This is a genomic window from Nocardioides sp. SYSU D00038 (genome assembly GCF_016924665.1).
Lineage (GTDB): Bacteria > Actinomycetota > Actinomycetes > Propionibacteriales > Nocardioidaceae > Nocardioides.
In genome coordinates this window covers 40,333-64,718 of sequence record NZ_JAFFJT010000007.1, presented here as the reverse complement: position 1 = coordinate 64,718, position 24,386 = coordinate 40,333, and the positions used below count along the sequence as shown (strand labels likewise).

Below are 24,386 nucleotides of genomic sequence, written 5' to 3'. Positions count from 1 at the left end.
TCAGGGCCGCTCGACGACGACGTTGGTCGACTTCACCGAGGCGATCGCGGTCACCCCGGGCTCGAGGCCGAGGTCGGCGGCCGCCTCGCTGCTCATCAACGACACCAGCCGGTAGGGGCCGCAGATCATCTCCACCTGGGCCATCACCGTGTCGCGGGTGACCTTGGTGACGATGCCGGTGAGCCGGTTGCGCGCGCTCACCGAGCTGGCCCGGCGCTCGGCGCGGTCGGGGTGGTCGGCCAGCGACTCGGCCAGCCGGGCCAGGTCGGCGCCCTCGACCGCCACCCGGCCGGCGTGCTCGGTGGCCCGCACCCGGCCGGCGTCGATCCAGCGGCGCAGGGTGTCGTCGCTGACGCCGAGCAGCGTCGCGGCCTCGGCGACCCGGTAGGTGGGCATGGGCTCATGGTTCCGCACCTGCGGCCGATCCGCCAGGCCTTGACCGCGGATGCGTCAGGTCGTGAGATGCAGCACCGTGACTGCGGCGACGAGAGAGACCGGGGTGACCACCAGCGCGACCCGGTGCAGCTCGGCCAGCGAGACGTGCTCGACCTGCCGGGCCAGGCCCCGGCGCCAGAGCAGGTTCGCCAGCGAGCCGGTGTAGGTCAGTCCCGCTCCGATGTTGAGCCCGAGCAGCGCCGCCAGCACGCCGGCCTCGCCGAGCGGGGCGGCCAGCGGCACCACCAGCAGGGTGGCGGAGAGGTTGGTGACGAGGTTGGCCAGCAGCGTGGCCACCCCGGCGATGCCGAGCAGCCCGACGTACGACGTGGAGGTGGGCAGCAGGTCGGTGACGAGGTCGCCCACGAAGCCGGTGGCCAACCCGGCGACCACCACGCCGAGGGCGAGCACGAAGAGCGCGAACGACGGGTGCGCGCCGGCCACGACGTCGCGGACCTCGAGCACCCGCCGGCGGCGGCCCCACCCGACCAGCACCATCGCCGCGACACCGGCCACCCAGGCCGGCTCGACCCCGAGCGGCGACAGCACGGCGAAGCCCGCCAGCATCAGCGCGACGACCAGGCCCGGCACCCGGGGGAGCGGTCGCGGGGCGGGAGCGGGGCCGGTCGTGCCGCGCAGCTCGCGGCGGAACAGCAGCCGCAGCAGCGCCCACTCGACGAGGAGCACCACGGCCAGCACCGGCGCCATCCGGGCGGCGAAGCCGGCGAACGACAGGTCCAGGTGGGGGAGCGCCAGGAGGTTGGTGAGGTTCGAGACCGGCAGCAGCAGCGAGGCGGAGTTGGCCATCCTCAGGCAGGCGTGCACGCCCGGGCGGGCGCTCATCCCGGCCGAGGTGGCCGCGGCCAGCACCACCGGGGTCAGCAGCACCACGGTCGTGTCGAGCGACAGCACCGTGGTCACCGCGGCCGCCACCAGCACGACCCGGGTCAGCAGCACGTACGGCCGGGGTCGACCGCGGCGCACCCGGTCGGCGACCGCGACGAACAGGCCGACCGCGGCACACACCTCGCCCACGACCAGGATCGCCACCAGGAACGCCACCACCGGCAGCAGGTCGGCCACCGTCGTGCCGGCGGCCCCGAGGTCGACCAGTCCGACCGCCACCACCGAGCCCGCGGCCAGCACCGAGACCGCCACCTCGGTGCGCCAGGACGGGTGCCGCCAGGCGGTGGCCAGCAGGGCCCCGAGGGCCAGCACCGCGACGGCGTTGCCGACAAGGTCGAGGGCCCCCACGGCACCAACCTACGGCTGGGGGAGGATGGCCCCATGAGCGAGTCGGGTGCGGGTGGTCGCTACCACCGGTCGGCCAACGGGCTGATCGCCTCGCTGGTCGTCACGGTGCTGGCCGTCGCGCTGTTCGTCGTGCTGCGCAACGCCAACCGCACCGAGCCGGTGCTCGAGCCGGAGTCGGTGGACTACCTCGACGTGGTCGCCCAGGCCGCCGACGGCGGCACCGACCTGGTGCACCCGCGGCGCCTGCCCGAGGGCTGGATCGCCACCAGCATCGACCTCGACCGGGCCCCCGAGCCGGGCTGGGGGATCGGCATCCTCACCGACGACGACACATTCGTCGGGCTGCGGCAGGAGGACGCCGACGTGCGCGACCTGGTGGAGGAGTACGTCGACGAGAACGCCGTGACCGAGGACCCGATCGAGGTGCCGGGCGCGATCGCGCCCACCTGGCAGGGCTGGTCCGACGACGGCGGAGACCTCGGCTGGTCGGCCGAGGTCGGCGGCGAGACCGTGCTGGTCTACGGCTCGGCGTCCGCCGCCGACCAGCGCACGCTGATCGGGCTGCTGACCACCGAGCGCCCGGCGGGCTGACCCCGGGTCAGTCGTCGTCGTCCGCGTCGTCCCCGTCGTCGAGGGCGGCGTCGAGCTTCTCCCGGGCGCCGTCGAGCCAGCGCTGGCAGACCCCGGCCAGCCGCTCCCCGCGCTCCCACAGCGCCAGCGACTCCTCCAGCGTGGTGCCGCCGGCCTCGAGGGTGCGAACCACCTCGACCAGCTGCTCCCGGGCCTCCTCGTAGCCCAGGTCGGGCGCGGGGTCGGCGGCGGGCTTCTTCGGGCTCATCGGGTCTCCTCGGAGGTGGCGGCGTCGGTCTCGACGCCGGTGGTCGTGGCCAGCACCCGGCCGTCGCTCACCCGCACGGAGACGGCCGAGCCGGCGGTCAGCCCCTCGACGCTGGTGACGACGTGGCCCTCGGCGTCCTGGAGGACGGCGTAGCCGCGCTGCAGGGTGGCCAGCGGTGACAGCGCCCGGGCCCGGGCGCGCTGGGAGTCGATGTCGTCGAAGGCCCGGTCGAGCCGGTGGCCGAAGCTGCGGCGCGCCCGCTCGCGGAGGCCGTCGACCTCGGCGAGCCGCTCGTCGACGAGGTAGCGGGGGTCGGCCATCGCGGGCCGGGCCCGCAGTGCGTCGAGGGCGTGCTGCTCGCGCTGGAGCCACGAGGCCACCACCCGGCGCAGCCGGTCGCGGGCCGCGGCGACGTTGCGCTGCTCCTCCACGACGTCGGGGACGACGGTGCGCGCGGCGTCGGTGGGGGTGGAGGCGCGGACGTCGGCGACCAGGTCGAGCAGCGGGGTGTCCGGCTCGTGGCCGATCGCCGAGACCACCGGCGTGCGGGCCCGGTGGACCGCGCGCACCAGCGCCTCGTCGGAGAACGGCAGCAGGTCCTCCACCGAGCCGCCACCACGCGCGATGACGACCACGTCGACCTCGGGGGAGCGGTCGAGCCGGTCGAGGGCCGCCATCACCTCCTGCGCGGCGCGCGGGCCCTGCATCGCGGCGTACGCCGTCTCGAACCGGACCGCCGGCCAGCGGCGGCGGGCGTTCTCGAGCACGTCGCGCTCGGCGGCCGACCCCGGCGCGGTGACCAGGCCGACCACCCGCGGCAGGAACGGCAGCGCCCGCTTGAGCTCGCGGGCGAACAGTCCCTCGGCGGCCAGCAGCTGGCGGCGCCGCTCGAGCCGCGCCAGCAGCTCGCCGAGGCCGACCATCCGGATCTCGCGGGCGTGCAGCGAGAAGCTCCCGCGGTTGGCGTAGAACGACGGCTTGGCGTGCACCACCACGCTCGCGCCCTCCACCAGCGGCGTGGCCAGGCTGTCGACGGTGGTGCGTGAGGCGGTCACGGTCACCGACAGGTCGGCGACCGTGTCGCGCAGGGTCATGAACACGGTCTGCACGCCCGGTCGTCGGTTGACCTGGGCGACCTGGCCCTCGACCCACACCGCCCCCAGCCGGTCGATCCACTGCGAGACGGCGTTGGCGATCTGGCGGACCGGTGCCGGCTTCTCCGGCGAGGTCTCGAGGGCCATGCCCGTGAGATTAGGGGATGACGCCGACGCAACTACGATGGTGCACATGACGACCGACATGGGTATGCCGCCGATCCTGTCGCCGGACGACGCCGAGCGCGCCGTCCTGCTGGCGGCGCCTCGTGGCTACTGCGCGGGCGTGGACCGCGCGGTCGTGACGGTCGAGGAGGCGCTGGGTCTCTACGGTGCCCCGATCTACGTGCGCAAGCAGATCGTGCACAACAAGCACGTGGTCGCCGACCTCGAGGCGCGGGGCGCGGTCTTCGTCGAGGAGCTCGACGAGGTGCCGGCGGGCGCGACCGTGGTGTTCTCCGCCCACGGCGTGGCCCCGGAGGTGCACCGCCAGGCCGGCGAGCGGGGGCTGAGGACCATCGACGCCACCTGCCCGCTGGTCACCAAGGTCCACCACGAGGCCAAGCGGTTCGCCGCCGAGGACTACGACATCCTGCTGATCGGCCACGCCGGTCACGAGGAGGTCGAGGGCACCGCCGGCGAGGCGCCCGAGCACATCCAGCTGGTCGAGAGCCCGGCCGACGTGCCGGGCATCACCGTCCGCGACCCCAAGCGGGTGGCCTGGCTCTCCCAGACCACCCTCTCGGTCGACGAGACCCTCGAGACCGTCGCCGCGATCCGCGAGCGCTTCCCCGACCTGCTCGACCCGCCCAGCGACGACATCTGCTACGCCACCCAGAACCGCCAGCTCGCGGTCAAGGAGATCTCGCCCGACGCCGACCTGGTGATCGTGGTCGGCTCCGGCAACTCCTCCAACTCGGTGCGCCTGGTCGAGGTCGCCCTCGAGGCCGGCGCCAGGGCCGCCCACCGGGTCGACGACGCCAGCGAGATCGACGAGGCGTGGCTCGAGGGGGTGCGCACGGTCAGCGTCACCTCCGGCGCGAGCGTCCCCGAGGCGCTGGTCGAGGGCGTGCTCAGCTTCCTGGCCGAGCGCGGCTACCCCGACGCGCGCGCCGTGCACAGCGCCGAGGAGTCGCTGATCTTCGCGCTGCCGGTCGAGCTGCGCCGCGACCTCAAGGCCCGGGCCGCCGCCGCGTCCGACCACTCGTCGAGCTAGCTAGTCGGCCGGCTGGTCGGTCGACCGGTCCGGACCGCGGCCGGTCGTGGTCGCCCCGTCGCCGAAGTCGTCGGGATCGTAGTCGTCCTCGTCGTCGTAGACATCCGGGTCGGGCGCGGTGCGTGGCTCGGCTGCCGCCCGGGTGGTCGGCTCCGGCTCGAGGTGAGGCTCCGGGTCCGGCTCGGGGGCCGGCTCGGGCATCGGCGGTACGACGGGCGCGGCCGGCCGCGGGTCGTCGTCCTCCTCACGGGCCCGGCGGTCACGCCGGATCGACATGATCACCTGCACCGCCAGGAGTGCGAGCAGCACCAGGATGGCGGCGATGAACAGCGGAGCGTAGGAGTTCTCGTCGTCCTCGTCGTCGTCGCGACCCGGGCCCGGCTCGGCCCCGCTGTCGAGAGCGAAGCCGGCGTGGGCGTCGTCGGCGACGACGACGTCGTGCTGCAGCCGCTGCCAGCCCTCGCCGGTCACCCGGTCGGTGAGCTTGTGGGAGAGGGCGGCGGGGGCGGCCGTGTCGCCGGGCGCCCAGCTGCCGAGCACGAGCACGTCGCGGTCGCCGTTGCGCACCGCCTCGAGCGCGGCGAACGGCTGCTCGCTGTCGACCTCGAAGGCGCCGTCCGCGGTCTCGAGCAGGCGCATGCCGGACAGCCGCAGCGGGGCGTCGAGCGCCACCGAGTCGGCGTAGCCCGCACCGACCAGCAGCCCCGAGCGGTCCCCGCCGGTGAGGTCGTCGGGGTCGACCAGCGAGACCCGCAGCGGCGCGCCGGCGACGCGCTGCAGGGCGGCCACCAGCGCGGCGGCGTCGCGGGCCGCCTCGAGCCGCTCGGCGGGGTCGGTGGGCCGCAGCGCGACGGGGAGCTCGCCCCGCAGCGCCGCCGGGAACCGCTGGAAGCCGGTGCGCGGCCCCTCGCCGGGCTCGGCCTCGACGGTCGAGGCCTCCTCGTCGACGTCGATGGTGAGCGGCAGCTCGCCGTCGGTGACACAGGTCGTCGCGCCCGACTCGGGGATCGCCACCAGCGCGAGCGAGAGCTCGCCCGCCGAGGTCAGGCGGTCGCCGGGCACCGTGACGTCGAGCTCGAGCGCGGCGTCCTCGTCGAGCACCACCGAGTCGAGCAGCCGGCCGTCGAGGCTGACGTCGAGGCGGGCCCGGGCGGCCTCCGGCACCGCGGAGTGGGTGCCGACGAGGTGGAGCCGCAGCTCCTCGACGGTGTCGCCGAAGGCGTCGGGTCGCAGGCTCATCACCGTCGCGGTCTCGCCGTAGCCCGCGAGGTCGAGGTCGGTGGCGCCCAGCTGGGCCAGCGTGCGCTCGCGACCCACGTCGCGGACGGTGTCGTCGGCGATCGCGCCGACGTCGCCGGAGCCGGCCAGGGCCAGGTCGTCGCTGCCGAGGGCCCGGGCCGCGGCGGTCAGGTCGGGTCCGCGGCCCGCCAGGGTCAACGTCGCGACCCCGGTGTCGCTCGACACCGTCGCGGTCGGGCCGCCGTCGGCCTCGACGAGCGACACGACCCGCTGCCCGGCCTGCGTCGCCGGCGCCTCGTCGGTCGTGCCCAGCGTGACCGGGGTGCCGGCGGGGAAGCGGGAGGCCAGCGCGCCCACCGCGGCCAGCGCCGCCTCGAGCAGGTCGTCGGTCGGGGCGGGTGGCACCAGCACGGCGACCGAGGTGACCGCGGGGGTGAGGAAGTCCGCCACCGAGGTGGGCGGGGTCTCGGTGCCGTCGTGCTCGATCGCGATCTTGCGCAGCTCGGCGTCGCCGGCGGCCGGGAAGCAGGAGACGTCGCCATCGGCGCCGCGGGTGCGCAGCGTCAGGGCGATGGTGCCGTCGGCGACCACGTCGGCGCTCGAGACCGGCACCGAGATCTTCTGGTAGAGCGTGGACGCCACGGTCAGGGCCGGGCGCCCGTTGACGAGCAGGTCGACGTAGCCGCCAGGCACGACCTCGCGCTGGGTGAGCACCGCGCTGATGGCGTAGGGCGTCACCCCGGGCGGTACGGCGACGTCGACCCGGCTGGTGGTCGTGGTGGCGGTCGACAGCGTGCCCGCCACGGGTGCGGTCGCGGCCTGCGCGCCGCCGGCGGGCAGCGCGAGCGCCAGGCCGATCCCCACAGCGGTGAGGCCGACCGATCGGGCCTTGAGCACGCCTACGCACCTTCCAGCCCCGGTCGGCGCCGGAGCTCCCCCATGTGACGGTTGAGACTTGAGTTGCAAGTGTGGTCATCGGCGTGTCGGCTTGCAACCGGAACGGCAAAACTGCTCGACCCTGGTCCGTGTGGTGGGGATGGGCGCCCGCGCGCCGTAGCATGGCCGGTCGTGGCCGCCCGTTACGTCGACATCCACCCCGACAACCCGCAGCCGCGCCTGCTCCAGCAGGTCGTCGACGCGCTCCGCGACGACGCGCTGATCGCCTACCCCACCGACTCCGGCTACGCGCTGGGGTCGCGGATCGGCAACCGCGAGGGTCGCGACCGCATCCTGAGGATCCGCGGTCTCGACGACCGCCACCACTTCACCCTGGTCTGCAAGGACTTCTCCCAGCTCGGCCAGCTGGTGCACGTCGACAACGCCGCGTTCCGGGCGATCCGGGCCGCGACGCCGGGGCCGTACACGTTCATCCTTCCCGGCACGCCGGAGGTGCCGAAGCGGCTGCTGCACCCCAAGAAGCGCACCGTGGGCGTCCGCATCCCCGACCACCACGTCGTGCAGGCGCTGCTCGACCTGCTCGGCGAGCCGCTGCTCAGCAGCACGCTGATCCTCCCCGGAGAGAGCGAGCCGCGGACGATGGGCTGGGAGATCAAGGAGGACCTCGACCACGACGTCGACGTGGTGGTCGAGGCGGGGGAGACCCCGGCCGAGCCGACCACGGTCATCGACTGGTCCGAGGGCGAGCCCGAGGTGCTGCGCGAGGGGGCCGGTGACGTCAGCCGGTTCGCCTGAGCGCCCGGTCGCGGAGCGCCAGGCAGCCCAGGCAGAGGGCGTACCCGACGCCGAGGGCGACCGCGTGGTGGGCGATGCCGGCCACCAGCGCCTGCACGAACCCGTCGTCGCCGTGCGCGATCGTCGCGGGCCGGGTGGCTGCCAGCAGCCCGAAGACGCCGGTGAGCAGCAGCGGGGGCAGCACCGCCACGGTGTAGAAGTCGCCGGGACGCACCTGGAGCGCCAGGCCGACGCAGAGCGCCACGAAGCAGAGGTCGAACGCCACGCCGACCCGCTCGAACAGGGCGATGTCGACGACCACGACCGTGAGGGCCACCGCCGCGCCGAGGGCGACCACCTGGCGGCCCGACTCCTGGCCGTCGACCCACACCGACCGCTCGCTCGCCATGACCACGCCTCCTACCCCGCCACGCTACGGTCGCCGCTCGGGCCGTCGGTGCCGCCGCGCCGCTCGACGGCGCGCAGCTCCACCGGCCGGGGCGAGGGCAGCGCGGCGTCGTCGCCCCCCAGCTCGCCCATCCGGCGGGCGGTGACCAGCACCCGGCTCTCCAGGGAGCCCACCGCCTGGTTGTAGGTGGTGGCCGCGCTGTTGAGCGCCCGCCCGAGGCCGTCGAGGTGGCCGCTGAACGTCGTCAGCCGGCCGTGCAGCTCGCGCCCGAGCCGGTGGATCTCGCGCGCCTGCGCGGCCAGCGCCTCGTGGCTCCAGCCGTGGGCCACGGTGCGCAGCAGCGCGATCAGGGTGGTGGGCGTGGCCAGCACGACCTGCCGGGTGGCGGCGTGCTCGATCAGGCCGGGGTCGGCGTCGAGGGCGGCGGCCAGGAACGACTCCGCCGGCACGAACAGCACCACGAACTCCGGGGTCTCGGGCAGCGAGCGCCAGTAGCCCTTCGCCCCGAGCTGGTCGACGTGGGTGCGCAACTGGCGGGCGTGCCGCTCGAGGTGGCGGCGCCGCTCCTCGTCGTCGTTTGTGGCGGTGGCGTCGAGGTGGGCGTCGAGCGGCACCTTCGCGTCGACGACCACCGTGCGCCCGCCGACCAGGTGGACCACCAGGTCGGGGCGCCGGGCGCCGTCGTCGAGCCGCACCTGCTCGCTGAAGTCGCAGCGGTCGACCAGCCCGGCCAGCTCGACGGCCCGGCGCAGGTGGAGCTCGCCCCAGCGGCCGCGCACCTGGGGCCTGCGCAGCGCGGTGGAGAGCGACTGGGTCTCGCGACGCAGCAGCTCGGTGGAGCTGCGCATCGACTGCACCTGCTCGTTGAGCTGGCCCTGCCAGGTGGCCCGCTGGTGCTCGAGGTCGCGCATCTGGTCGCTCAGCCGGTCGAGCTCCTGCATCACCTCGGCCTGGTCGACCATGCCGCGACCCACGGACGCGACGTGCTCGGGGCGCGACCGCACCCACAGCACGCCGCCGACCGCGCCCAGGGCGAGGCCCAGCACGAGCCCCACGGCCAGCCCCACCAGCACCACCACCATCTCCATGCCCACGAGCATGGACCCGACCTCCGACAGTGGGGAGCCGGACCGGCCTCAGGCGAGGTCGACGACCACCGGCGCGTGGTCGGACGGGCTGCCCGTGCCCCGGGCGGGGTCGCGCTCGTCGCGGTCGACGAACGCGCCGGTGACCCGGCTGGCGAGCGCCGGCGAGGCCAGCACGAAGTCGATCTTCAGCCCGCGGTCGCGCTCGAACCGCTGCCGGTAGTAGTCCCAGTAGGTGTAGCCGGGGGCGTGCGCGCGGGTCACCTCGGCGTACCCGGAGTCGAGGAAGGCCTGGAACGCCGCCCGCTCCGGCGGCGTCACGTGGGTGGACTTGCGGAACTGTGCGGGGTCGAAGACGTCGTCGTCCGTGGGGCAGATGTTCCAGTCGCCGACCAGGGCCGTCTGGCCCTCCAGCCACGGCTGCGCCGCGTCGCGGAGCCGGGCCAGCCAGTCGAGCTTGTAGACGTAGTGGGGGTCGTCCGGCTTGCGGCCGTTGGGCACGTAGAGGCTCCACACCCGCACGCCCGCGCAGGTCGCCCCGATCGCGCGGGCCTCGCCCACCACCGGGTCGCCCCACCCGGGCATCCCCTCGAACCCCACCTGCACGTCGTCGAGACCGACCCGGCTGAGGATCGCGACGCCGTTCCACTGGTTGGTGCCGGCGGCCGCGACGTCGTAGCCCAGCGACTGCAGGCCCATCAGCGGCAGCTGGTCCTCGCGCGCCTTGGTCTCCTGCACGGCCAGCACGTCGACGTCGTGGCGCTGCACGAACGCCTCCACGCGATCGATGCGGGAGCGGAGCGAGTTGACGTTCCAGGTCGCGAGGCGCACCCCCTAGGAATACCAGTGGCGACCCCCGGCGTTGAGGCCGCACCATGACCACCATGTCCGCAGCTCCCCTCGCGATGCTGGACGGCCGCTGCCGTCCGGCCCTCGTCGCGCGGGTCGAAGCGCGACGCCGACTCACCTCCTGACGCACGCAGGACCACGGGGGTGGGTCGTCCCTCCCTCGAGGTCCTGCACCACCCCTGTCGTCAGGAAGAAGAAGCACAGCCATGGCCAAGAGCCAGTTCGTGCGGGCCAAGCCGCACCTCAACATCGGCACGATGGGTCACGTCGACCACGGGAAGACGACCCTGACCGCCGCCATCACCAAGGTCCTCGCCGACGCCGACCCGACCGCCAACGCCTTCGTCGCGTTCGACGGCATCGACCGGTCGCCGGAGGAGGTCGCCCGCGGGATCACGATCAACATCTCGCACGTGGAGTACGAGACGGCCACCCGTCACTACGCCCACGTCGACATGCCGGGTCACGCCGACTACGTGAAGAACATGATCACCGGCGCAGCCCAGGTCGACGCCGCGATCCTCGTGGTCTCCGCCCAGGACGGCGCCATGCCGCAGACGCGCGAGCACGTGCTGCTCGCGCAGCGGGTCGGCGTCCCCTACCTGGTGGTGGCCATGAACAAGGCCGACACCGTCGACGACGACGACCTGCTCGACCTGGTCGAGCTCGAGGTCCGCGAGCTGCTCTCGGACTACGGGTTCCCCGGCGACGAGGTGCCGGTCGTGCGGGTCTCAGCGCTGGGCGCGCTCGCCGGTGAGGACCGGTGGGTGTCCTCGGTGCAGGAGCTCCTCGACGCGGTCGACTCCTACGTCCCCGCGCCCGAGCGCGACTTCGACGGCCCGTTCCTGATGCCGGTCGAGAACGTGATCACCATCAGCGGGCGCGGCACCGTCGTCACCGGTGCGGTCGAGCGTGGCGTGCTGCGCGTCGGCGAGTCGGTCGAGGTGGTCGGGCTGGGCCCGACCACGGCCTCGGTCGCGATCGGGATGGAGTCGTTCGGCAAGACCCTCGACGCCGTCCAGGCCGGCGACAACGCGGCGGTGCTGCTGCGCGGCGTACGCCGTGAGGACGTGCGCCGCGGCCAGGTGCTGGCCGTGCCGGGCTCGGTGCAGCCGCACACGGAGTTCACCGCCGACCTGCACGCCCTCACCGCCGCCGAGGGTGGCCGGCACACGCCGTTCACCGCCGACTACCAGCCGCAGTTCTACTTCCGGACGACCGACGTCCCCGGTGGGCTGGACCTCGGCGGCGTCGACCTGGTCCACCCGGGCGACTCGCTCGAAGTGACCGTGCGCCTCGGCAAGCCGGTCGCCATGGAGCCCGGCCTGGGCTTCGCCGTCCGCGAGGGCAACCGCACCGTCGCGGCCGGCACGGTCACCGCCGTGCGCGACTGAGGGCTGGACTCGCCGGCCCGACGCTCCTGGCGTCGGGTCGGCGGGTCGCCTCCGGTGGTTGAGGAGGGACGAACGTCGTCCTCGCTGGTTGAGGAAGGACGAAGTCCTGTCTCGAAACCCGGTGAGACGACAGCCCCCCTTACTCGGGATCCGGCTCACTCCGCGGCTGATCCTTGGCGCCCGCGCGCTTAGCAGGCCGACGCTCGCCGTCAAGGATTCCCTGCGGCGCCTTCGGCGTCCTTGACCGCGAGCCTCGGTCGGCCTGCTGTACGGCGCACTGCCGGCACTCGCAAGCTCGCGCCGCCAGCATGCGCGGGCGCTCGCCCTGCCGCTGGTCGAGCAGCGAGCGCCAGCGAGCGTCGTCGAGACCTGGTGAGACGAACGCCCTCCCGCACCCACCTCGGGCGGCTCGGTCTTCGCCGAGCCGTCGTTAATTGACGCCGGGTCGGCGAAACCCAGGCGCGCATTCGTGGGCAATGAAGGGCGTTCGGCCGGTGGGGGTTTCGAGACAGTCGCTAGCGCGACTTCCTCAACCAGCGATTGGCGCTGGTTGAGGAAGGCGTGCAACGCCTGTCTCGAAACCCGGTGAGACGACAGCCCTCCCACAACCACCGAGAGGAGTTCCGGATCCCCTTGTGGACAACCCGAAAACAGGGGCCAGACTGTCGGTGGCCGCTGCTTGGATGAAGGTATGGCAGCCAGCCAGCACGAACCCTTCGACACCGCCGACGCGGTGCTCGACCGGCTGCGCCGCAACCGCACCGAGATCGCCCGGCTCGAGGCCGACAACCTTGCCTGGGCGTGCACCTGGGCCGACCTCCACCCCGGCGAAGCCCTCTCCGACACCGCCCCCGGCTGCGAGCAACCCGACCGGCTCGGCGGACACGGCTGCCCCGAGGTAGCGGAGTTCTGCGTCGCCGAGCTCGGCGTCGCCCTCGGCATCTCCACGCACGCTGCACGGTCCTACTTGGCCGAGGCGCTCGAGCTGCGGCACCGCCTCCCGCGGTTGTGGAACCGGGTGCAGTCCGGGCACACCGTCGCCTGGAAGGCCCGCCTCGTCGCCCGCCAGACCATGACCCTCCCCAAGGCCGGCGCCGCCTACGTCGACCACCGACTCGAGTCGAAGGCCACCCGGCTCGGTCCTAGGCAGATCGAGGTGCTGGTCAACGAAGCCATGCTCCGGTTCGACCCCGACCAAGCCGAAGCCGACCGCGTCAAGGCGGCCGAGCAGCGGCACGTCACCATCACCCACGGCTCCCACGGCATCGCCTACGTCGACGCCATCGTCGACACCGCGGTCGCCTTCGACCTCGAAGCAGCGCTCGCCAGGGCAGCCGCGAAGATCGACACCCAGGACTCGCTCGACGTGCGCCGCTCCATCGCCCTCGGCCACCTCGCCCACGGCGATGCCGGGCGCGAGATCGTGATCCACCTCCACGACCAACAGGTCGGCCACCTCGAAGCCACCGACCAGCCGCTGCTCGTCAGCCAGGTCGAGCAGTGGTGCCGAGAAGCCGGCACGTCGGTCACCGTCAAACCCGTGATCGACCTCAACGAGCACATCGAGACACCGAGCTATCACCCCACGCCCAAGCTCCAACAGCAGACCCAGCTGAAGCACCAGCACTGCGCAGCACCCTGGTGCACCAGACCAGCCAGACGCTGCGACACCGACCACACCCTGCCGTACGAGCAGGGCGGCACCACCTGCTCCTGCAACCTCGTCCCGCTCTGCCGCTGGCACCACCGCATGAAGACCCACACCCGCTGGACCTACCACCGCCTCGGTCCGACGACCTTCCTGTGGAAGACACCCCACAACAGCTGGGTCGTCGTCGACCACACCGGCACCTGGGAACCCTGACCACCCCGCCCCACACCCCGCCGCCCCAGCACCACGAGACCGGCAGCGGGGGCACGGGTGTGCGTGCGCGGTGATTCGGGTCGCCCCGGCGTACGCCCGTAGACTCGCCGCCCGTGGCTCTCACCATCGGCATCGTCGGACTGCCCAACGCCGGCAAGTCCACCCTCTTCAACGCGCTGACCAAGAACGACGTGCTCGCGGCGAACTACCCGTTCGCGACGATCGAGCCCAACGTCGGCGTGGTGGGGGTGCCCGACGACCGGCTGGCGGTGCTGGCGGAGATCTTCGGCTCGGCGAAGGTGCTGCCGGCGACGGTGGAGTTCGTCGACATCGCCGGCATCGTCCGCGGCGCGTCCGAGGGGGAGGGGCTGGGCAACAAGTTCCTGGCCCACATCCGGGAGTCGGCCGCGATCTGCCAGGTGACCCGGGTCTTCCGCGACGAGGACGTCACCCACGTCGACGGCGAGGTCAACCCCGGCAACGACATCTCCACGATCCAGACCGAGCTGATCCTGGCCGACCTGCAGACCGTCGAGAAGGCGATCCCGCGGCTGGAGAAGGAGGCGCGGGGCAAGAAGGAGCTCGCCGCCAACCTGGCCGCCGCCCAGGAGGCGCTGGGGCACCTCGAGGCCGGCACGCCGATCATCTCGACCTCGGTCGACCGCGAGCTGATCCGGGAGCTGTCGCTGCTGACCGCGAAGCCGTTCATCTACGTCTTCAACTGCGACGCCGACGAGCTCGCCGACGAGGAGCTCAAGGACCGGATGCGCGCGCTGGTGGCGCCGTCCGAGGCGATCTTCCTGGACGCGAAGTTCGAGGCCGAGCTGGTCGAGCTCGGCGACGACGACGAGGCCCGCGAGATGCTCGCCGAGATGGGCGTCGAGGAGCCCGGGCTGGAGGTGCTGGCCCGCGTCGGCTTCGACACCCTCGGTCTGCAGACCTACCTCACCGCCGGTCCCAAGGAGACCCGGGCCTGGACGATCCGCAAGGGCGCTACCGCCCCGGAGGCCGCCGGCGTGATCCACACCGACTTCCAGCGCGGCTTCATCAAGGCCGAGGTCGTCTCCTTCGACGACCTGGTCGAGGCCGGCTCGATGCTGAAGGCCAAGGAGTCCGGCAAGGTCCGGATGGAGGGCAAGGACTACGTCATGGCCGACGGCGACGTGGTGGAGTTCCGCTTCAATACAACCTCTGGCGGGAGCAAGTAGTCGTGGCCTTCTGGCAGGCGCTAGTCGTCGCTGCGGTGCCGTCAGTCGCCGCCGTGCTGACCGCGTTCCTGGGGTTTCGCGACTTGGGCCTCCGGCGAAGGTTGGAGACCTCTAAGCAGTTCCTCAACCTTTTCGCGACGGCTCATGGTCGCCCGGTGGACGGTCGCGACGGGGTGGGCGTCGGTGAGCAGGTCGCCACCCTTCACTTGATCGCGGACTTTGCGAGCAAGGAGTCGCTGGTCAGAAACGCTGCCATCGAGGGACTTAGGCATTTCACGACTTGGGGCACCGGTGTGGAGGTGAGGGCGGAAGATCTAGTCGCGGGACTTGGGAACTCGATGCCAGAGGACGCTGCCATTGAAGCCGCCGCGCAGGCGGTCGAGTTGCTGAGCCGCCGAACTTCGTCTCAGAAAGAGATTGCGGCTGCCGCGACGAAGGCACTGGCGAGGCTCACCTAGGCGCGGAGTGCCACGTGGTGGAGTTCCGCTTCAACGTGTGACGTGCGCCGGACGAAGGGCTCGTCGGCAACTGGGTCCATGGCTGTCCCCGAGAGCGATCTCGCGCGTATCCATCGCTTCTGCGAGCAGCAGGTCCCGCCGGAGCTGCGGGACCAGGTGCGGGTGAGGCACCGAGTCCGCGGACGCACGGTGACCATCGTCGAGCAGCGGCCCCCGTGGGATGCGGAGCTGGGCTCGGAGTGGACCGACAGCCCGCAGGCCCGGATGAAGTACGACAAGCAGGCCGCGGGTTGGACCCTGTGCTGGTTCGATCGCAACTCCCGGGCCCATCTCTACGACGACCTCGAGCCGAACCAGCCGATCGAGCGACTGCTGGCCGAGTACGACGACGAACCGACCTGCATCTTCACGGGCTGACCCGGCAGGCTCACGCGGCCCGTTGGCGTTCGTCATGACGGCGGCAGGGGTGTGGGCGAGGCGGCCCGGGAAGGTCGGTGCGGTGGGAGTTCCCGAGGGTGCCGGCGGCCAACTACCACCCGACGCACCTCATCGGGCGGATCTGCGGAGGCCCCTGCGCGTCCGACGGCGGTTGCGGTCCGGACTGCCGGGTAACGCAAGGAACGGCTCAGCAACGGCCGACTCCCCAATTGAATCGAGACAGGCATGTCGGCCCCCGCTCCCTCCACCTTCGTCGACGTCGACGGTCCCGTGCACGTAGCCGATCTCGGCGGCCCGCGGGACGCGCCGGCGCTCGTGTGCGTGCACGGCCTCGCCGGAAGTCACGTGGCTTGGCGGTCGATGGCGCGCGAGCTGTCCGACCGCTACCGGGTCCTGGCCATCGACCTGCCTGGACACGGGCGGTCGCCGTCCGCGGGCCGGTCGGCGGCGGTGGGTGACGCGGCCACCACGCTGGCCCGGGTGCTCGACGAGCTCCGACTCCCGCCGGTGACGCTGGTGGGACACTCGATGGGTGCGGCGGCGTCGGTGCTGGCGGCCGCGACGAGCCCCGGGGCCGTGGAGCGCCTGGTGCTGCTGGCCCCGCCGCTGCCGCGCGTGGGGGTGGCGCGGTTGCCCGTGTCGCTGCTGCCCCACATCGCGCTCTGCCTGTTCCCACCCGCGGGCCGGCACGCATTGCGGCTCCGGCTGCGGCGAACCGGGCTCGTGGAGCACGTCGAGGCGGGGCTGCGGCTGACCTGCGGTTCGGTCGAGGGTCTCGCCGAGATCGCCGCCGCGCGGGTCGAGGAGCTCGAGGCGGCGATGGCGGCCGGCGAGGACCCGGTGGCGACGTTCGTCGAGGCGGCACGCTCGGTGGGCCTGCTCGTCGCGCGAGGTACGGCGTACCGCCGGGCCCTCCTGGCCGCGCCGGGCGACGCTCTCGTCGTGCACGGTGCCGGCGACCGCGTCGTGCCCACCGACGGCGGGCAGGCACTCCGCGACCTCCGACCGCGGTGGCGGACGGAGGTCCTCGACGACGTCGGCCACTCCCCGCACCTGGAGGCGCCGGACGTCGTCGCCGGCCTCCTGCACCGGTTCGTCGCGGGCACCGGTCGACCCGCGGGGCGCACCCTCTCGACCGTCGCGACCGGGGCGACCGGCTGGCGGGGCGAGGACGCGGAAGGACCCCTGAGCGCATGACCACGGACACCCCGGGCTGCTCCTGCCCGGGGCGGGCCCGCGAGGTCGTCGACCCCTAGACTGACCGGCATGGACGACCCCCGATGTCCCTCCCGTTCACTCCCGTCGGGAGGGGGTGAACGGTGATCGACACGCAGACCTTCGTCAACCTCGGCCTGGTCGTGGTCTTCGTCCTCGTCGGCGGCGTCTTCGCGGCGACCGAGCTGGCGCTGGTGTCGCTGCGCGAGAGCCAGGTCCGGCAGCTGGAGCGGCGCGGGGGTCGGGGAGCGCGGGTCGCGGGCATCGCGCGGGACCCCAACCGGTTCCTGGCCGCCGTCCAGATCGGCGTGACGGTGGCGGGGTTCTTCTCCGCGGCGTACGGCGGCTCGACGCTCGCGCCCGACGTGGCGCCGTACCTCGTCGACGTCGGGCTGGGCGACGACGCGGCCGACACGGTGGCGCTGGTGGTGATGACGCTGCTCATCGCCTACCTCTCGCTGGTGCTGGGCGAGCTGGTGCCGAAGCGCTTGGCGCTGCAGCGGTCCGAGCAGGTGGCAGTGCTGACCGGGCCGGTGCTCGACCGGTTCGCCACCCTGATGCGGCCGGTGATCTGGCTGCTGTCGGTGTCGACCAACGCCCTGGTGCGGCTGCTCGGTGGTGACCCGCACGCCACCAACGACGCGGTGAGCGACGAGGAGCTGCGCGACATCGTCACCAGCCACGAGGGGCTGGGCGACGACGAGCGCCGCATCCTGGGCGACGTCTTCTCGGCCACCACCAGCACCCTCAAGGAGGTGATGCGCCCCCGCGGCGACGTGGCCTTCGTCAAGGGCGGGACGCCGCTGGCCGAGGCGGCCGACTGGGTGGGCGGACAGCAGTACTCGCGCTACCCCGTCATCGGCGAGAGCTTCGACGACGTCACCGGCTTCCTCCACGTGCGCGACCTGCTGCGCGTCGCCGACGACGACCCGCGCACCGTGGCCGACGTGCAGCGCGAGGTGCTGGTGCTCCCCGGCACCAACCTGGTGCTGCCGACCGTCTCCACGATGCGCGAGGCCGGGGTGCACCTGGCCGTCGTCGTCGACGAGTACGGCGGCACCGACGGCATCGTCACGCTGGAGGACCTGGTCGAGGAGGTCGTCGGCGACATCCGCGACGAGTACGACGACGCGACGGTCGCCGCGCTCGACACCGACGGCGGCCGGCTGGTCGCGGGCGGCCTGACCATCGAGGACTTCGCCGAGGAGACCGGTGTCGAGCTGGCCGACGGCGACTACGAGACCGTCGGCGGCTACCTCATCGCCCGGATCGGGCGGGTGCCGGAGGTCGGCGACGCGGTCGCGGTGGGGGACGCCCGGATCGAGGTCGTCGCGATGCGCGGCCGGCGGATCGAGACGCTGCGGGTCACCGCGACCGGGGGCGACCGCACCGAGGAGGACTAGCCCGCGGCGGATGTGTACATTTGTACGCATGAGCGAGAAGTCGATGATGCAGCGCATGCTGGCCGGTGAGCAGTACGTCGCGGACGACCCCGAGATCGCCGCCGCGATCGCGCGCGCCCAGGGCCTGACCCACCGGATCAACACCGCCGACCCCACCGACGCCGACGGGCTGCGCGAGCTGTTCACCGAGCTGCTGGGCGGCTTCGGCGAGGGCAGCGAGATCCGGCCGCCGTTCCGCTGCGACTACGGCAGCCAGACCACGATCGGGAGCGGGTGCTTCGCGAACTTCGGGCTGGTCGTGCTCGACGTCGCGACCGTGACCCTGGGCGACGACGTGCAGATCGGCCCGAACGTCCAGCTGCTCACCGCCACCCACCCCCTCGAGCCGGGGCCGCGGCGCGACAAGTGGGAGTCGGCCGAGCCGATCGTGATCGGTGACAACGTCTGGCTGGGCGGCGGCGTGATCGTCTGCCCCGGCGTCACGATCGGCGCCGACACCGTGGTGGGGGCCGGGTCGGTGGTCACCCGCGACCTGCCCGCCGGCGTGGTCGCGGTCGGCTCGCCGGCCCGGGTGGTGCGGGAGCTGTGACCCCCGCCCGCCGTCACGACCCGCAGCGCAAGCAGCGGATCGTCGAGGCGGCCGTGGGCGTGATCGCCCAGCATGGGCTGGTCGGCACCACCCACCGCAGGGTCGCGGCGGCGGCCGACGTGCCGCTGGGGTCGGTGACCTACCACTTCGAGAGCCTCGAGGACCTGTGCCGCCAAGCGTTCGAGTGGCACGCCGACCGGATGTGGCGCTCCTACGCCGCGCACGTCGAGGGGGTCGTCGACCGGCCCGGCCTGGTCGACGCGCTGACCGCCCTGGTGTGCGGCGACGCCGGGGCCGACGCCGACGACTGGGCGGTGGCCTACGAGCTCTACCTCGCCGCCCTGCGCCGACCGGCGCTCCGGGCGGTGACCGAGCGCTGGATGGCGGCCAGCCGCTCGGTGCTGGAGCGCGTGGTCGACCCCATCACCGCGCGCGGCGTCGACGCGCTGGTCGAGGGCCTGGTGATGCACCGGGTGCTGGCGCTCGAGCCGATGCCGGAGTCGACCGTGCGCGCGGCGATCGCGCGCGCGGTCGATCCCTGAGCGCCGGGTCAGGCGGGCGCCCGCCCGGTCACCAGCCACTGCAGCTGGACCTCGTGGCCCGGTGCGGCGCCGTGGCGCCGGTCGAGCTCGAGGATCGACTCCAGCGGCGTCACGGTGACGTCGGTCAGCCCGGTGGCGCGGAGCAGCGCTGCGGTGTCGTCGATGGAGTCGGCCAGCGCCAGCGGCAGGGCGGCCCGCACCTGCTCGTCGTACGCCGTCACGAAGTCGTCGCCCTCGCCGTGGGTCGGACCGTCGTCGAACCCGTGGGGGAACCAGGTGCTGTCGACCACCGCCACCAGGCCGCCCGGGCGCAGCACCCGCCGCCACGCGGCGAGCGCGACCTCGGGCCGGCGCAGCGTCCACATCAGGTAGCGCGCGGTGACGGCGTCGAACGAGCCGTCGGGGAAGTCGGGCGCCACCGCGTCACCCACCAGGATCGTCGGGGGGTGGGGCAGCTCGGCCGCCCGGGCCCGGGCGCGGGCCAGCATCCCGGTCGCCAGGTCGGTGCCGGTGACCCGGTGGCCGAGCCGGGCCAGCGTGCAGGCGACCTGCCCGCTGCCGGTGCCGACGTCGAGGACGTCGAGCGGCGCCGGCCCGAGCGCCCCCGACCAGACCTCGGCCCAGGCCCGGTCGTCGTCGGCCTTCCGCTCGGCCCGGTGCTGGGCGGCGTCGTAGGACGGCGCGCGGCCGCTCCAGTAGTCGTTGATGCGCTCCTGCACGACGGCAGCCTGGTCGCTCACGCGGACCTCCTCCGGGACGGCGCGACCGGCAGCGGCCGCGGACGGAACAGCAGGTGGATGTCGCCCTCGACGTCGAGACGCTGGATCCCGATGCCGTAGACGGGCTCGAGGAGCTCGGGTCGCAGCACCTCGTCGACGGTGCCGGAGGCGGCGACGCGGCCCCGGTCGAGCACCACCAGGTCGTCGCAGTAGCGGGCGGCGAGGTTGAGGTCGTGGAGCACCACCACCGAGCAGGTCTCCAGCTGGTTCACGACCTGCAGCACCTCGTGCTGGTAGCGGACGTCGAGGTGGTTGGTCGGCTCGTCGAGGAGCAGGTGGGTCGCCTCCTGCGCGAGCGCCCGGGCGATGAGCACCCGCTGCCGCTCGCCCCCGGACAGGCCGGCGAAGGCGCGGTCGCCGAGGTGGTCGGCGCCGACCCTGGCGAGCGCCGACGCCGCCACCTCGCGGTCGCGGGCGCCGGTGCGCTGGAACGTCGTGAGGTGCGGCACCCGGCCGAGCAGCACCATCTCCGCGACGGGCAGCGACGACTCGCCGCCCGTCTCCTGCACCACGACCGCGAGCCGGCGGGCGGCGACGCGGGGGGCCAGCCCGGGCAGCGCGTCGCCGTCGACGAGCACCTCCCCGGCCGGGTCCCGCAGCGCGCCGTACAGCATCCGCAGCAGCGTGGTCTTGCCGCTGCCGTTGGGCCCGACCAGCCCCAGCACCCGCCCGGGTCGGGCGGTCACGCTGACGCCGTCGACGACCGGTCCGTCGCTGTAGCTCCAGCTCAGCCCGCGCGCGGTGATCACGAGCCCGCCCCGAACCGCTCGACGATCCGCTCGAGCCCGTCGATCGAGAGCGGGGTGGGCGGCTCGGTGAAGTTGAACAGCTGGGTCATCACGTCGCCGTTGCGCACGGCCGTGAGCTGCTCCGAGCCGGGCAGCGCCTCGAGCGCCGCCTCGACCTCGCGCGGGTCGCCGTCGCTGTGCAGCAGGACGAGCACGTCCGGGTCGCGGCCCAGCAGCTCCTCGAGGGTGACCTCGAAGACCCGCTCGTCGCTGTCGGCGAACACGTTCTCGAGGCCGGCCGCCTCGAGCTGGGGGTGCGCCATGCTGGCGGTGCCGTAGGCGTACGTCGTCCCGCCGCCGACGGTGGGGTAGAGCACCGCCGCGGTCCGCCCCGACGGCTCCCCGACCCGCTCCTGGACCTCGGCCAGCCGCTCCTCGAGGTCGGCGACGGCCGAGGCGGCCTCGGCCTCGCGGTCGAAGACCTCGCCGTAGAGCTCCATCTGCTCCCACACGTCGTCGAAGCCGGGCTCGGCCCCGCCCTCGGCGCAGAGCGCCGGCTCCTCGAGCAGCGGGATGCCCACCGCTGCCAGGGCCTCGCGGGAGAGGTTGTCGACCTCGCCCAGCACCAGGTCGGGCTCCTGGCCGATCACCACCTCCTGGGAGATCTGCAGGTGGCCGCTGGTGTCGGTCTTGTCGGTGAGCAGCGGCACCGCCTCGAGCTCGGCGAGCGTCTCGCGGTCGTAGTAGTCATCGGGGTACTGCCCGGCGCGGGCGGTCACCCGGTCCATCACGCCGAGCGCGTGGAGGAACGGCACCGCGGCGCTCTTGAGCAGCACGACCCGCTCGGGGGCGGCGGCGAAGGTGACCCGGGCCCCGCAGTTGGAGACGGTCACCGGGTAGCCCTCGGGGTCGGCTCCGCCGTTGGGGTCGAGCGGCTCCTCCTCCCCGCACCCGGCCAGGACGAGCAGCCCGAGGGCGATCGCGGCGAGGCGCAGGGCGCGGGGTGGCGCGGTGGGACGGTGCGGTGGACGGTGCGGTGGACGGTGCGGTGGACGGGGCACGGGACCTCCTCAGGCCTCGGACGCGTGCAGGCGACGGATCAGGACGAGCAGGAACGGCGCGCCGACGAGCGAGGTGATGATCCCGATCGGGATCTCCTGCGGCTGGAGGAGCACCCGGGCGACGACGTCGGCCCAGACGAGCAGGATCGCGCCCATCAGCGCGGCCACCGGCACCACCCGGACGTGGCTGGCGCCGACGGCGCGGCGGGCCAGGTGCGGCACCACGAGGCCGACGAAACCGATGCTCCCGGCGGCCGAGACGAGCACGCCGGTGCACAGGGCCACGACGACCAGGAGCAGGGTGCGGAACCGGTGCGGCGAGACCCCCAGGGTGTGTGCGGTCTCGTCGCCCACGGCGAGCGCGTCGAGGCGACGTCCCCACAGCGTCAGCACGAGCACGGTGACGGCCACGACCACGGCCACGACGGTCAGCGGCGCACCCCACCTGGCGAGCCCGAGCGAGCCGAGCAGCCAGAACATCACCGAGCGGGCGCCCTCCGCGGAACCGGAGGCGAAGATCAGGAAGCTGGTGGCGGCGTAGAGGGCGTAGCCGACCGCGACCCCGGCCAGCAGCAGCCGGATCGAGGTGACCCGGCCGCCGCTGCGGGCCACCAGGAGGACGAGGACGGACGCCGCCAGCGCGCCCGCGAACGCGCTGGCCGGCAGCGCGTGCTGGCCGAGCCCGGCGCCGAGACCGAACAGGATGGCCGCCGCCGCCCCGCTGGAGGCGCCGGAGTTGATCCCGAGCAGGTAGGGGTCGGCCAGGACGTTGCGCACCATGGCCTGCAGGGCCACCCCGCACACGGCGAGGCCGGCGCCGACGAGGACGCCGAGCAGCACGCGCGGCAGCCGGACCTGCCAGACGATGGCGTCCTGCGGCAGGCTCCACGACGCCTCGGCCGGGAGGCCCACGAGGTGGTGCCCGACGATCCCCGCGACAGTGGAGGGCGGCACCGTCACGGCGCCGGCCCCGACGCCCACGACGACCGTGACCAGCAGGCCGAGCAGCAGGCCGAGCTGCCAGACCGCGGCCCGGCGCGCGCGGCGGCCGAGGCCCAGCAGGTCCGAGGCCCGCTCGGAGGGCCGCGGCTCGACGGTCGTGCCGGACATCCCGCTCCCCCCGAGACCGCTGTCGCGTGTCGTTCGCTGTTGCAAGTCAGTTGCAACAAGAGAACCTAACGCACGACCGCGACGGGCGGGGTTAGCGGGGTCGCTTCCCCTTGCCCCCGCCCTTGCCGCCGCCCCGGCCCGGACCGCCGCTGCCGTGGCCGGCGCCCGGTCCGTCGCCGGGTCCGGCGTCGGCGTGGCCACGGCCCTCGCCCCGGCCCCCGGGCTTGTCCTTGCCGGCGCTTTTGCCGGCGCCCTTGCCTGCGCCCCTGCCTGCGCCCCTGTCCACGTCCTCTGCCCGACCGCCTCCCCTGCCGGCACCACCGCCGGTGCTCACGGCCGGGACGTCCCGGCCGGCGGCCGGGCTCACGTCGGTCGGGCTCACGTCGGTCGGGGGCGGCCGGTCGGCGACCGGGGAGGGCGAGGTCGTCTGCCCGGGCGTGGTGGGCGGCGGGGTGGGGTCGTCGCCACCGGCCCGCCAGGCCCCCCACGCCACCACCAGCGCCACCACCGCACCCGCGGCCAGGAGCACGGCGGGCAGCCGGCGCCGGTCGGGCGGCGCCGCAGCGGCGGGCGTCGACGGAGCGGGCGCCGTCGGCGCGGTGGCGACCGCCGCGGCCACCGGGACCCGGTCGGTGCCGGGGGAGCGCAGCGCGTGCGCCACCTCGGTGGCGGTGGGCCGCAGGGCGGGGTCGCGGTGGGTCATCGCGGTCAGCAGCGCCGGCCAGGGGGCCGGCAGGTCGGGAGGCACCACCGGTGGGCGGTGCAGCCGGGCGACGGCCGACTCGGTGGGCGTGCCGGGGTACTCGCGGCGGCCGGTCGCCGCCTCGAGCAGCACCAGGCCGAGCGAGTAGACGTCGGCCGGCCGGTCGACCGGCTCGCCGGCGACCTGCTCGGGGGCGAGGTAGGCCGCGGTGCCGATCGTGTGACCGGTCAGGGTGAGGTGGGCGGTGGCCTCGAGCAGGCGGGCGATGCCGAAGTCGGCGAGCTTGACCCGCCCGTGCGGGCCCAGCAGCAGGTTGCCGGGCTTGACGTCGCGGTGCACGATGCCGCGCTCGTGCACGTGGCCGAGGGTCTCGGCGACCTGGGCCCCGATCTCGGCGAGCTCGGGCAGCGGGATCCGGCGCAGCGAGAGCGCCTGCCCCAGCGTCGGTCCCTCGACCAGCTCCATCACCAGGAACGGCGGCGCGTCGTCCCCGTCGCCGGCCCCGTCTCCGGTGCCGGTGCCGGCGTCGAGCACGGTGACCAGGCCCCGGTGGGTCAGGCCGGCCAGCGTGCGCGCCTCGGTGACGAAGCGGGCGCGGTCGGTGTCGTCCTGCCCGGCCTGCCGCAGCAGCTTGACCGCCACCGGGCGGTCGAGCAGCAGGTCGTGGGCGTGGTGGACGTCGGACATGCCGCCCCGGCCCAGCACCGCCCCGAGCTCGTAGCGGCCCGCGAGCACCCGGGGCACCGTCATCGGCGCGGTCGCGGCGGGGTCGTCCGTCATGCCCCTGCGGTCCCCCCGTGCCCC

The 24,386-nt window shown here is 73.8% G+C and carries 25 protein-coding genes; 12 read left to right on the top strand and 13 right to left on the bottom strand.

The window, feature by feature from the left end:
- Nucleotides 1-396, bottom strand: coding sequence for a molybdopterin-binding protein (locus tag JT721_RS02610; protein WP_205471341.1), 396 nt, complete (start codon nucleotides 394-396; stop codon nucleotides 1-3).
- Between the two features lie 54 nt (nucleotides 397-450).
- Nucleotides 451-1,689, bottom strand: coding sequence for an SLC13 family permease (locus JT721_RS02605; protein ID WP_205471340.1), 1,239 nt, complete (start codon nucleotides 1,687-1,689; stop codon nucleotides 451-453).
- 33 nt (nucleotides 1,690-1,722) lie between these two features.
- Between JT721_RS02605 and JT721_RS02600 the strand changes: the two genes are divergently transcribed.
- Nucleotides 1,723-2,280 carry a DUF4245 domain-containing protein gene (locus JT721_RS02600; RefSeq protein WP_205471339.1) on the top strand — a complete coding sequence of 186 codons (558 nt, stop codon included), beginning with the start codon at nucleotides 1,723-1,725 and terminating at the stop codon, nucleotides 2,278-2,280.
- Nucleotides 2,281-2,287: 7 nt separating this feature from the next.
- Here the strand turns inward: JT721_RS02600 and JT721_RS02595 are convergent, their stop codons facing one another.
- Together JT721_RS02595 and xseA are read right to left on the bottom strand one after the other, a co-directional pair.
- Nucleotides 2,288-2,527, bottom strand: coding sequence for an exodeoxyribonuclease VII small subunit (locus tag JT721_RS02595; protein WP_205471338.1), 240 nt, complete (start codon nucleotides 2,525-2,527; stop codon nucleotides 2,288-2,290).
- Complete coding sequence (gene xseA / locus JT721_RS02590; RefSeq protein WP_205471337.1) at nucleotides 2,524-3,768, bottom strand: exodeoxyribonuclease VII large subunit; 1,245 nt, start codon at nucleotides 3,766-3,768, stop codon at nucleotides 2,524-2,526. The genes JT721_RS02595 and xseA overlap by 4 nt, the downstream gene beginning before the upstream one ends.
- Nucleotides 3,769-3,814: 46 nt before the next feature.
- Between xseA and JT721_RS02585 the strand changes: the two genes are divergently transcribed.
- The gene (locus tag JT721_RS02585) at nucleotides 3,815-4,837 is read left to right on the top strand and encodes a 4-hydroxy-3-methylbut-2-enyl diphosphate reductase (protein ID WP_205471336.1); all 1,023 of its coding nucleotides are present in this window, start codon (nucleotides 3,815-3,817) and stop codon (nucleotides 4,835-4,837) included.
- Here the strand turns inward: JT721_RS02585 and JT721_RS02580 are convergent, their stop codons facing one another.
- On the bottom strand, nucleotides 4,838-6,973 hold the full coding sequence (locus JT721_RS02580; protein WP_205471335.1) for a cellulose biosynthesis cyclic di-GMP-binding regulatory protein BcsB: 2,136 nt from the start codon (nucleotides 6,971-6,973) through the stop codon (nucleotides 4,838-4,840). It abuts the gene before it with no gap.
- Between the two features lie 171 nt (nucleotides 6,974-7,144).
- Here JT721_RS02580 and JT721_RS02575 point away from each other — a divergent pair, with 171 nt between their 5' ends.
- A complete protein-coding gene (locus JT721_RS02575; RefSeq protein WP_205471334.1) occupies nucleotides 7,145-7,768 on the top strand; it encodes an L-threonylcarbamoyladenylate synthase in 624 nt (207 codons plus the stop codon).
- On the opposite strand, the gene JT721_RS02570 is transcribed toward JT721_RS02575, so the two are convergent.
- From JT721_RS02570 to JT721_RS02560, 3 genes are read right to left on the bottom strand one after another with little or no spacing between them, the layout of a single operon-like run.
- Nucleotides 7,752-8,156, bottom strand: coding sequence for a DUF6542 domain-containing protein (locus JT721_RS02570; protein WP_205471333.1), 405 nt, complete (start codon nucleotides 8,154-8,156; stop codon nucleotides 7,752-7,754). The genes JT721_RS02575 and JT721_RS02570 overlap by 17 nt on opposite strands.
- Nucleotides 8,157-8,167: 11 nt before the next feature.
- On the bottom strand, nucleotides 8,168-9,256 hold the full coding sequence (locus tag JT721_RS02565) for a DNA recombination protein RmuC (protein ID WP_205471332.1): 1,089 nt from the start codon (nucleotides 9,254-9,256) through the stop codon (nucleotides 8,168-8,170).
- Nucleotides 9,257-9,292: 36 nt separating this feature from the next.
- Nucleotides 9,293-10,072, bottom strand: a complete 780-nt coding sequence (locus tag JT721_RS02560) for an exodeoxyribonuclease III (protein ID WP_205471331.1) — start codon at nucleotides 10,070-10,072, stop codon at nucleotides 9,293-9,295.
- 224 nt (nucleotides 10,073-10,296) lie between these two features.
- Between JT721_RS02560 and tuf the strand changes: the two genes are divergently transcribed.
- The 9 genes from tuf to JT721_RS21555 all read left to right on the top strand — a co-directional run bounded on the left by tuf (nucleotide 10,297) and on the right by JT721_RS21555 (nucleotide 19,201).
- Nucleotides 10,297-11,484: an elongation factor Tu gene (gene tuf / locus JT721_RS02555; protein ID WP_205471330.1), complete on the top strand. Its 1,188-nt coding sequence runs from the start codon at nucleotides 10,297-10,299 to the stop codon at nucleotides 11,482-11,484.
- 691 nt (nucleotides 11,485-12,175) lie between these two features.
- Nucleotides 12,176-13,348, top strand: coding sequence for an HNH endonuclease signature motif containing protein (locus tag JT721_RS02550; protein ID WP_205471329.1), 1,173 nt, complete (start codon nucleotides 12,176-12,178; stop codon nucleotides 13,346-13,348).
- Nucleotides 13,349-13,461: 113 nt separating this feature from the next.
- Nucleotides 13,462-14,556: a redox-regulated ATPase YchF gene (gene ychF / locus JT721_RS02545; RefSeq protein WP_205471328.1), complete on the top strand. Its 1,095-nt coding sequence runs from the start codon at nucleotides 13,462-13,464 to the stop codon at nucleotides 14,554-14,556.
- A 2-nt stretch (nucleotides 14,557-14,558) separates the two neighbouring features.
- Nucleotides 14,559-15,014 (top strand): hypothetical protein, encoded by a 456-nt coding sequence (locus JT721_RS02540; protein ID WP_205471327.1) that lies wholly within the window; start codon nucleotides 14,559-14,561, stop codon nucleotides 15,012-15,014.
- A gap of 162 nt (nucleotides 15,015-15,176) precedes the next feature.
- Nucleotides 15,177-15,431, top strand: a complete 255-nt coding sequence (locus tag JT721_RS02535; protein ID WP_307827853.1) for a DUF3024 domain-containing protein — start codon at nucleotides 15,177-15,179, stop codon at nucleotides 15,429-15,431.
- 246 nt (nucleotides 15,432-15,677) lie between these two features.
- On the top strand, nucleotides 15,678-16,649 hold the full coding sequence (locus tag JT721_RS02530; protein WP_205471325.1) for an alpha/beta fold hydrolase: 972 nt from the start codon (nucleotides 15,678-15,680) through the stop codon (nucleotides 16,647-16,649).
- 122 nt (nucleotides 16,650-16,771) lie between these two features.
- Entirely contained in the window at nucleotides 16,772-18,070 is a 1,299-nt protein-coding gene (locus JT721_RS02525; protein ID WP_307827852.1) for a hemolysin family protein, read from the top strand.
- A gap of 28 nt (nucleotides 18,071-18,098) precedes the next feature.
- Nucleotides 18,099-18,659: a sugar O-acetyltransferase gene (locus tag JT721_RS02520; RefSeq protein WP_205471324.1), complete on the top strand. Its 561-nt coding sequence runs from the start codon at nucleotides 18,099-18,101 to the stop codon at nucleotides 18,657-18,659.
- A complete protein-coding gene (locus tag JT721_RS21555) occupies nucleotides 18,656-19,201 on the top strand; it encodes a TetR/AcrR family transcriptional regulator (RefSeq protein WP_205471323.1) in 546 nt (181 codons plus the stop codon). Before JT721_RS02520 ends, JT721_RS21555 begins: the two co-directional genes overlap by 4 nt.
- Nucleotides 19,202-19,209: 8 nt before the next feature.
- Here JT721_RS21555 and JT721_RS02510 read toward each other — a convergent pair whose 3' ends face one another.
- From JT721_RS02510 to JT721_RS02490, 5 genes are all read right to left on the bottom strand, one after another.
- Entirely contained in the window at nucleotides 19,210-19,941 is a 732-nt protein-coding gene (locus tag JT721_RS02510) for a class I SAM-dependent methyltransferase (protein WP_205471322.1), read from the bottom strand.
- Entirely contained in the window at nucleotides 19,938-20,729 is a 792-nt protein-coding gene (locus JT721_RS02505; protein WP_205471321.1) for an ABC transporter ATP-binding protein, read from the bottom strand. The genes JT721_RS02510 and JT721_RS02505 overlap by 4 nt, the downstream gene beginning before the upstream one ends.
- A complete protein-coding gene (locus JT721_RS02500) occupies nucleotides 20,726-21,769 on the bottom strand; it encodes an ABC transporter substrate-binding protein (RefSeq protein WP_307827851.1) in 1,044 nt (347 codons plus the stop codon). Before JT721_RS02500 ends, JT721_RS02505 begins: the two co-directional genes overlap by 4 nt.
- Nucleotides 21,770-21,778: 9 nt before the next feature.
- A complete protein-coding gene (locus JT721_RS02495) occupies nucleotides 21,779-22,879 on the bottom strand; it encodes an iron ABC transporter permease (RefSeq protein WP_205471320.1) in 1,101 nt (366 codons plus the stop codon).
- Nucleotides 22,880-22,970: 91 nt separating this feature from the next.
- Nucleotides 22,971-24,362 carry a serine/threonine-protein kinase gene (locus JT721_RS02490; RefSeq protein ID WP_205471319.1) on the bottom strand — a complete coding sequence of 464 codons (1,392 nt, stop codon included), beginning with the start codon at nucleotides 24,360-24,362 and terminating at the stop codon, nucleotides 22,971-22,973.
- Nucleotides 24,363-24,386 lie beyond the last annotated feature (24 nt).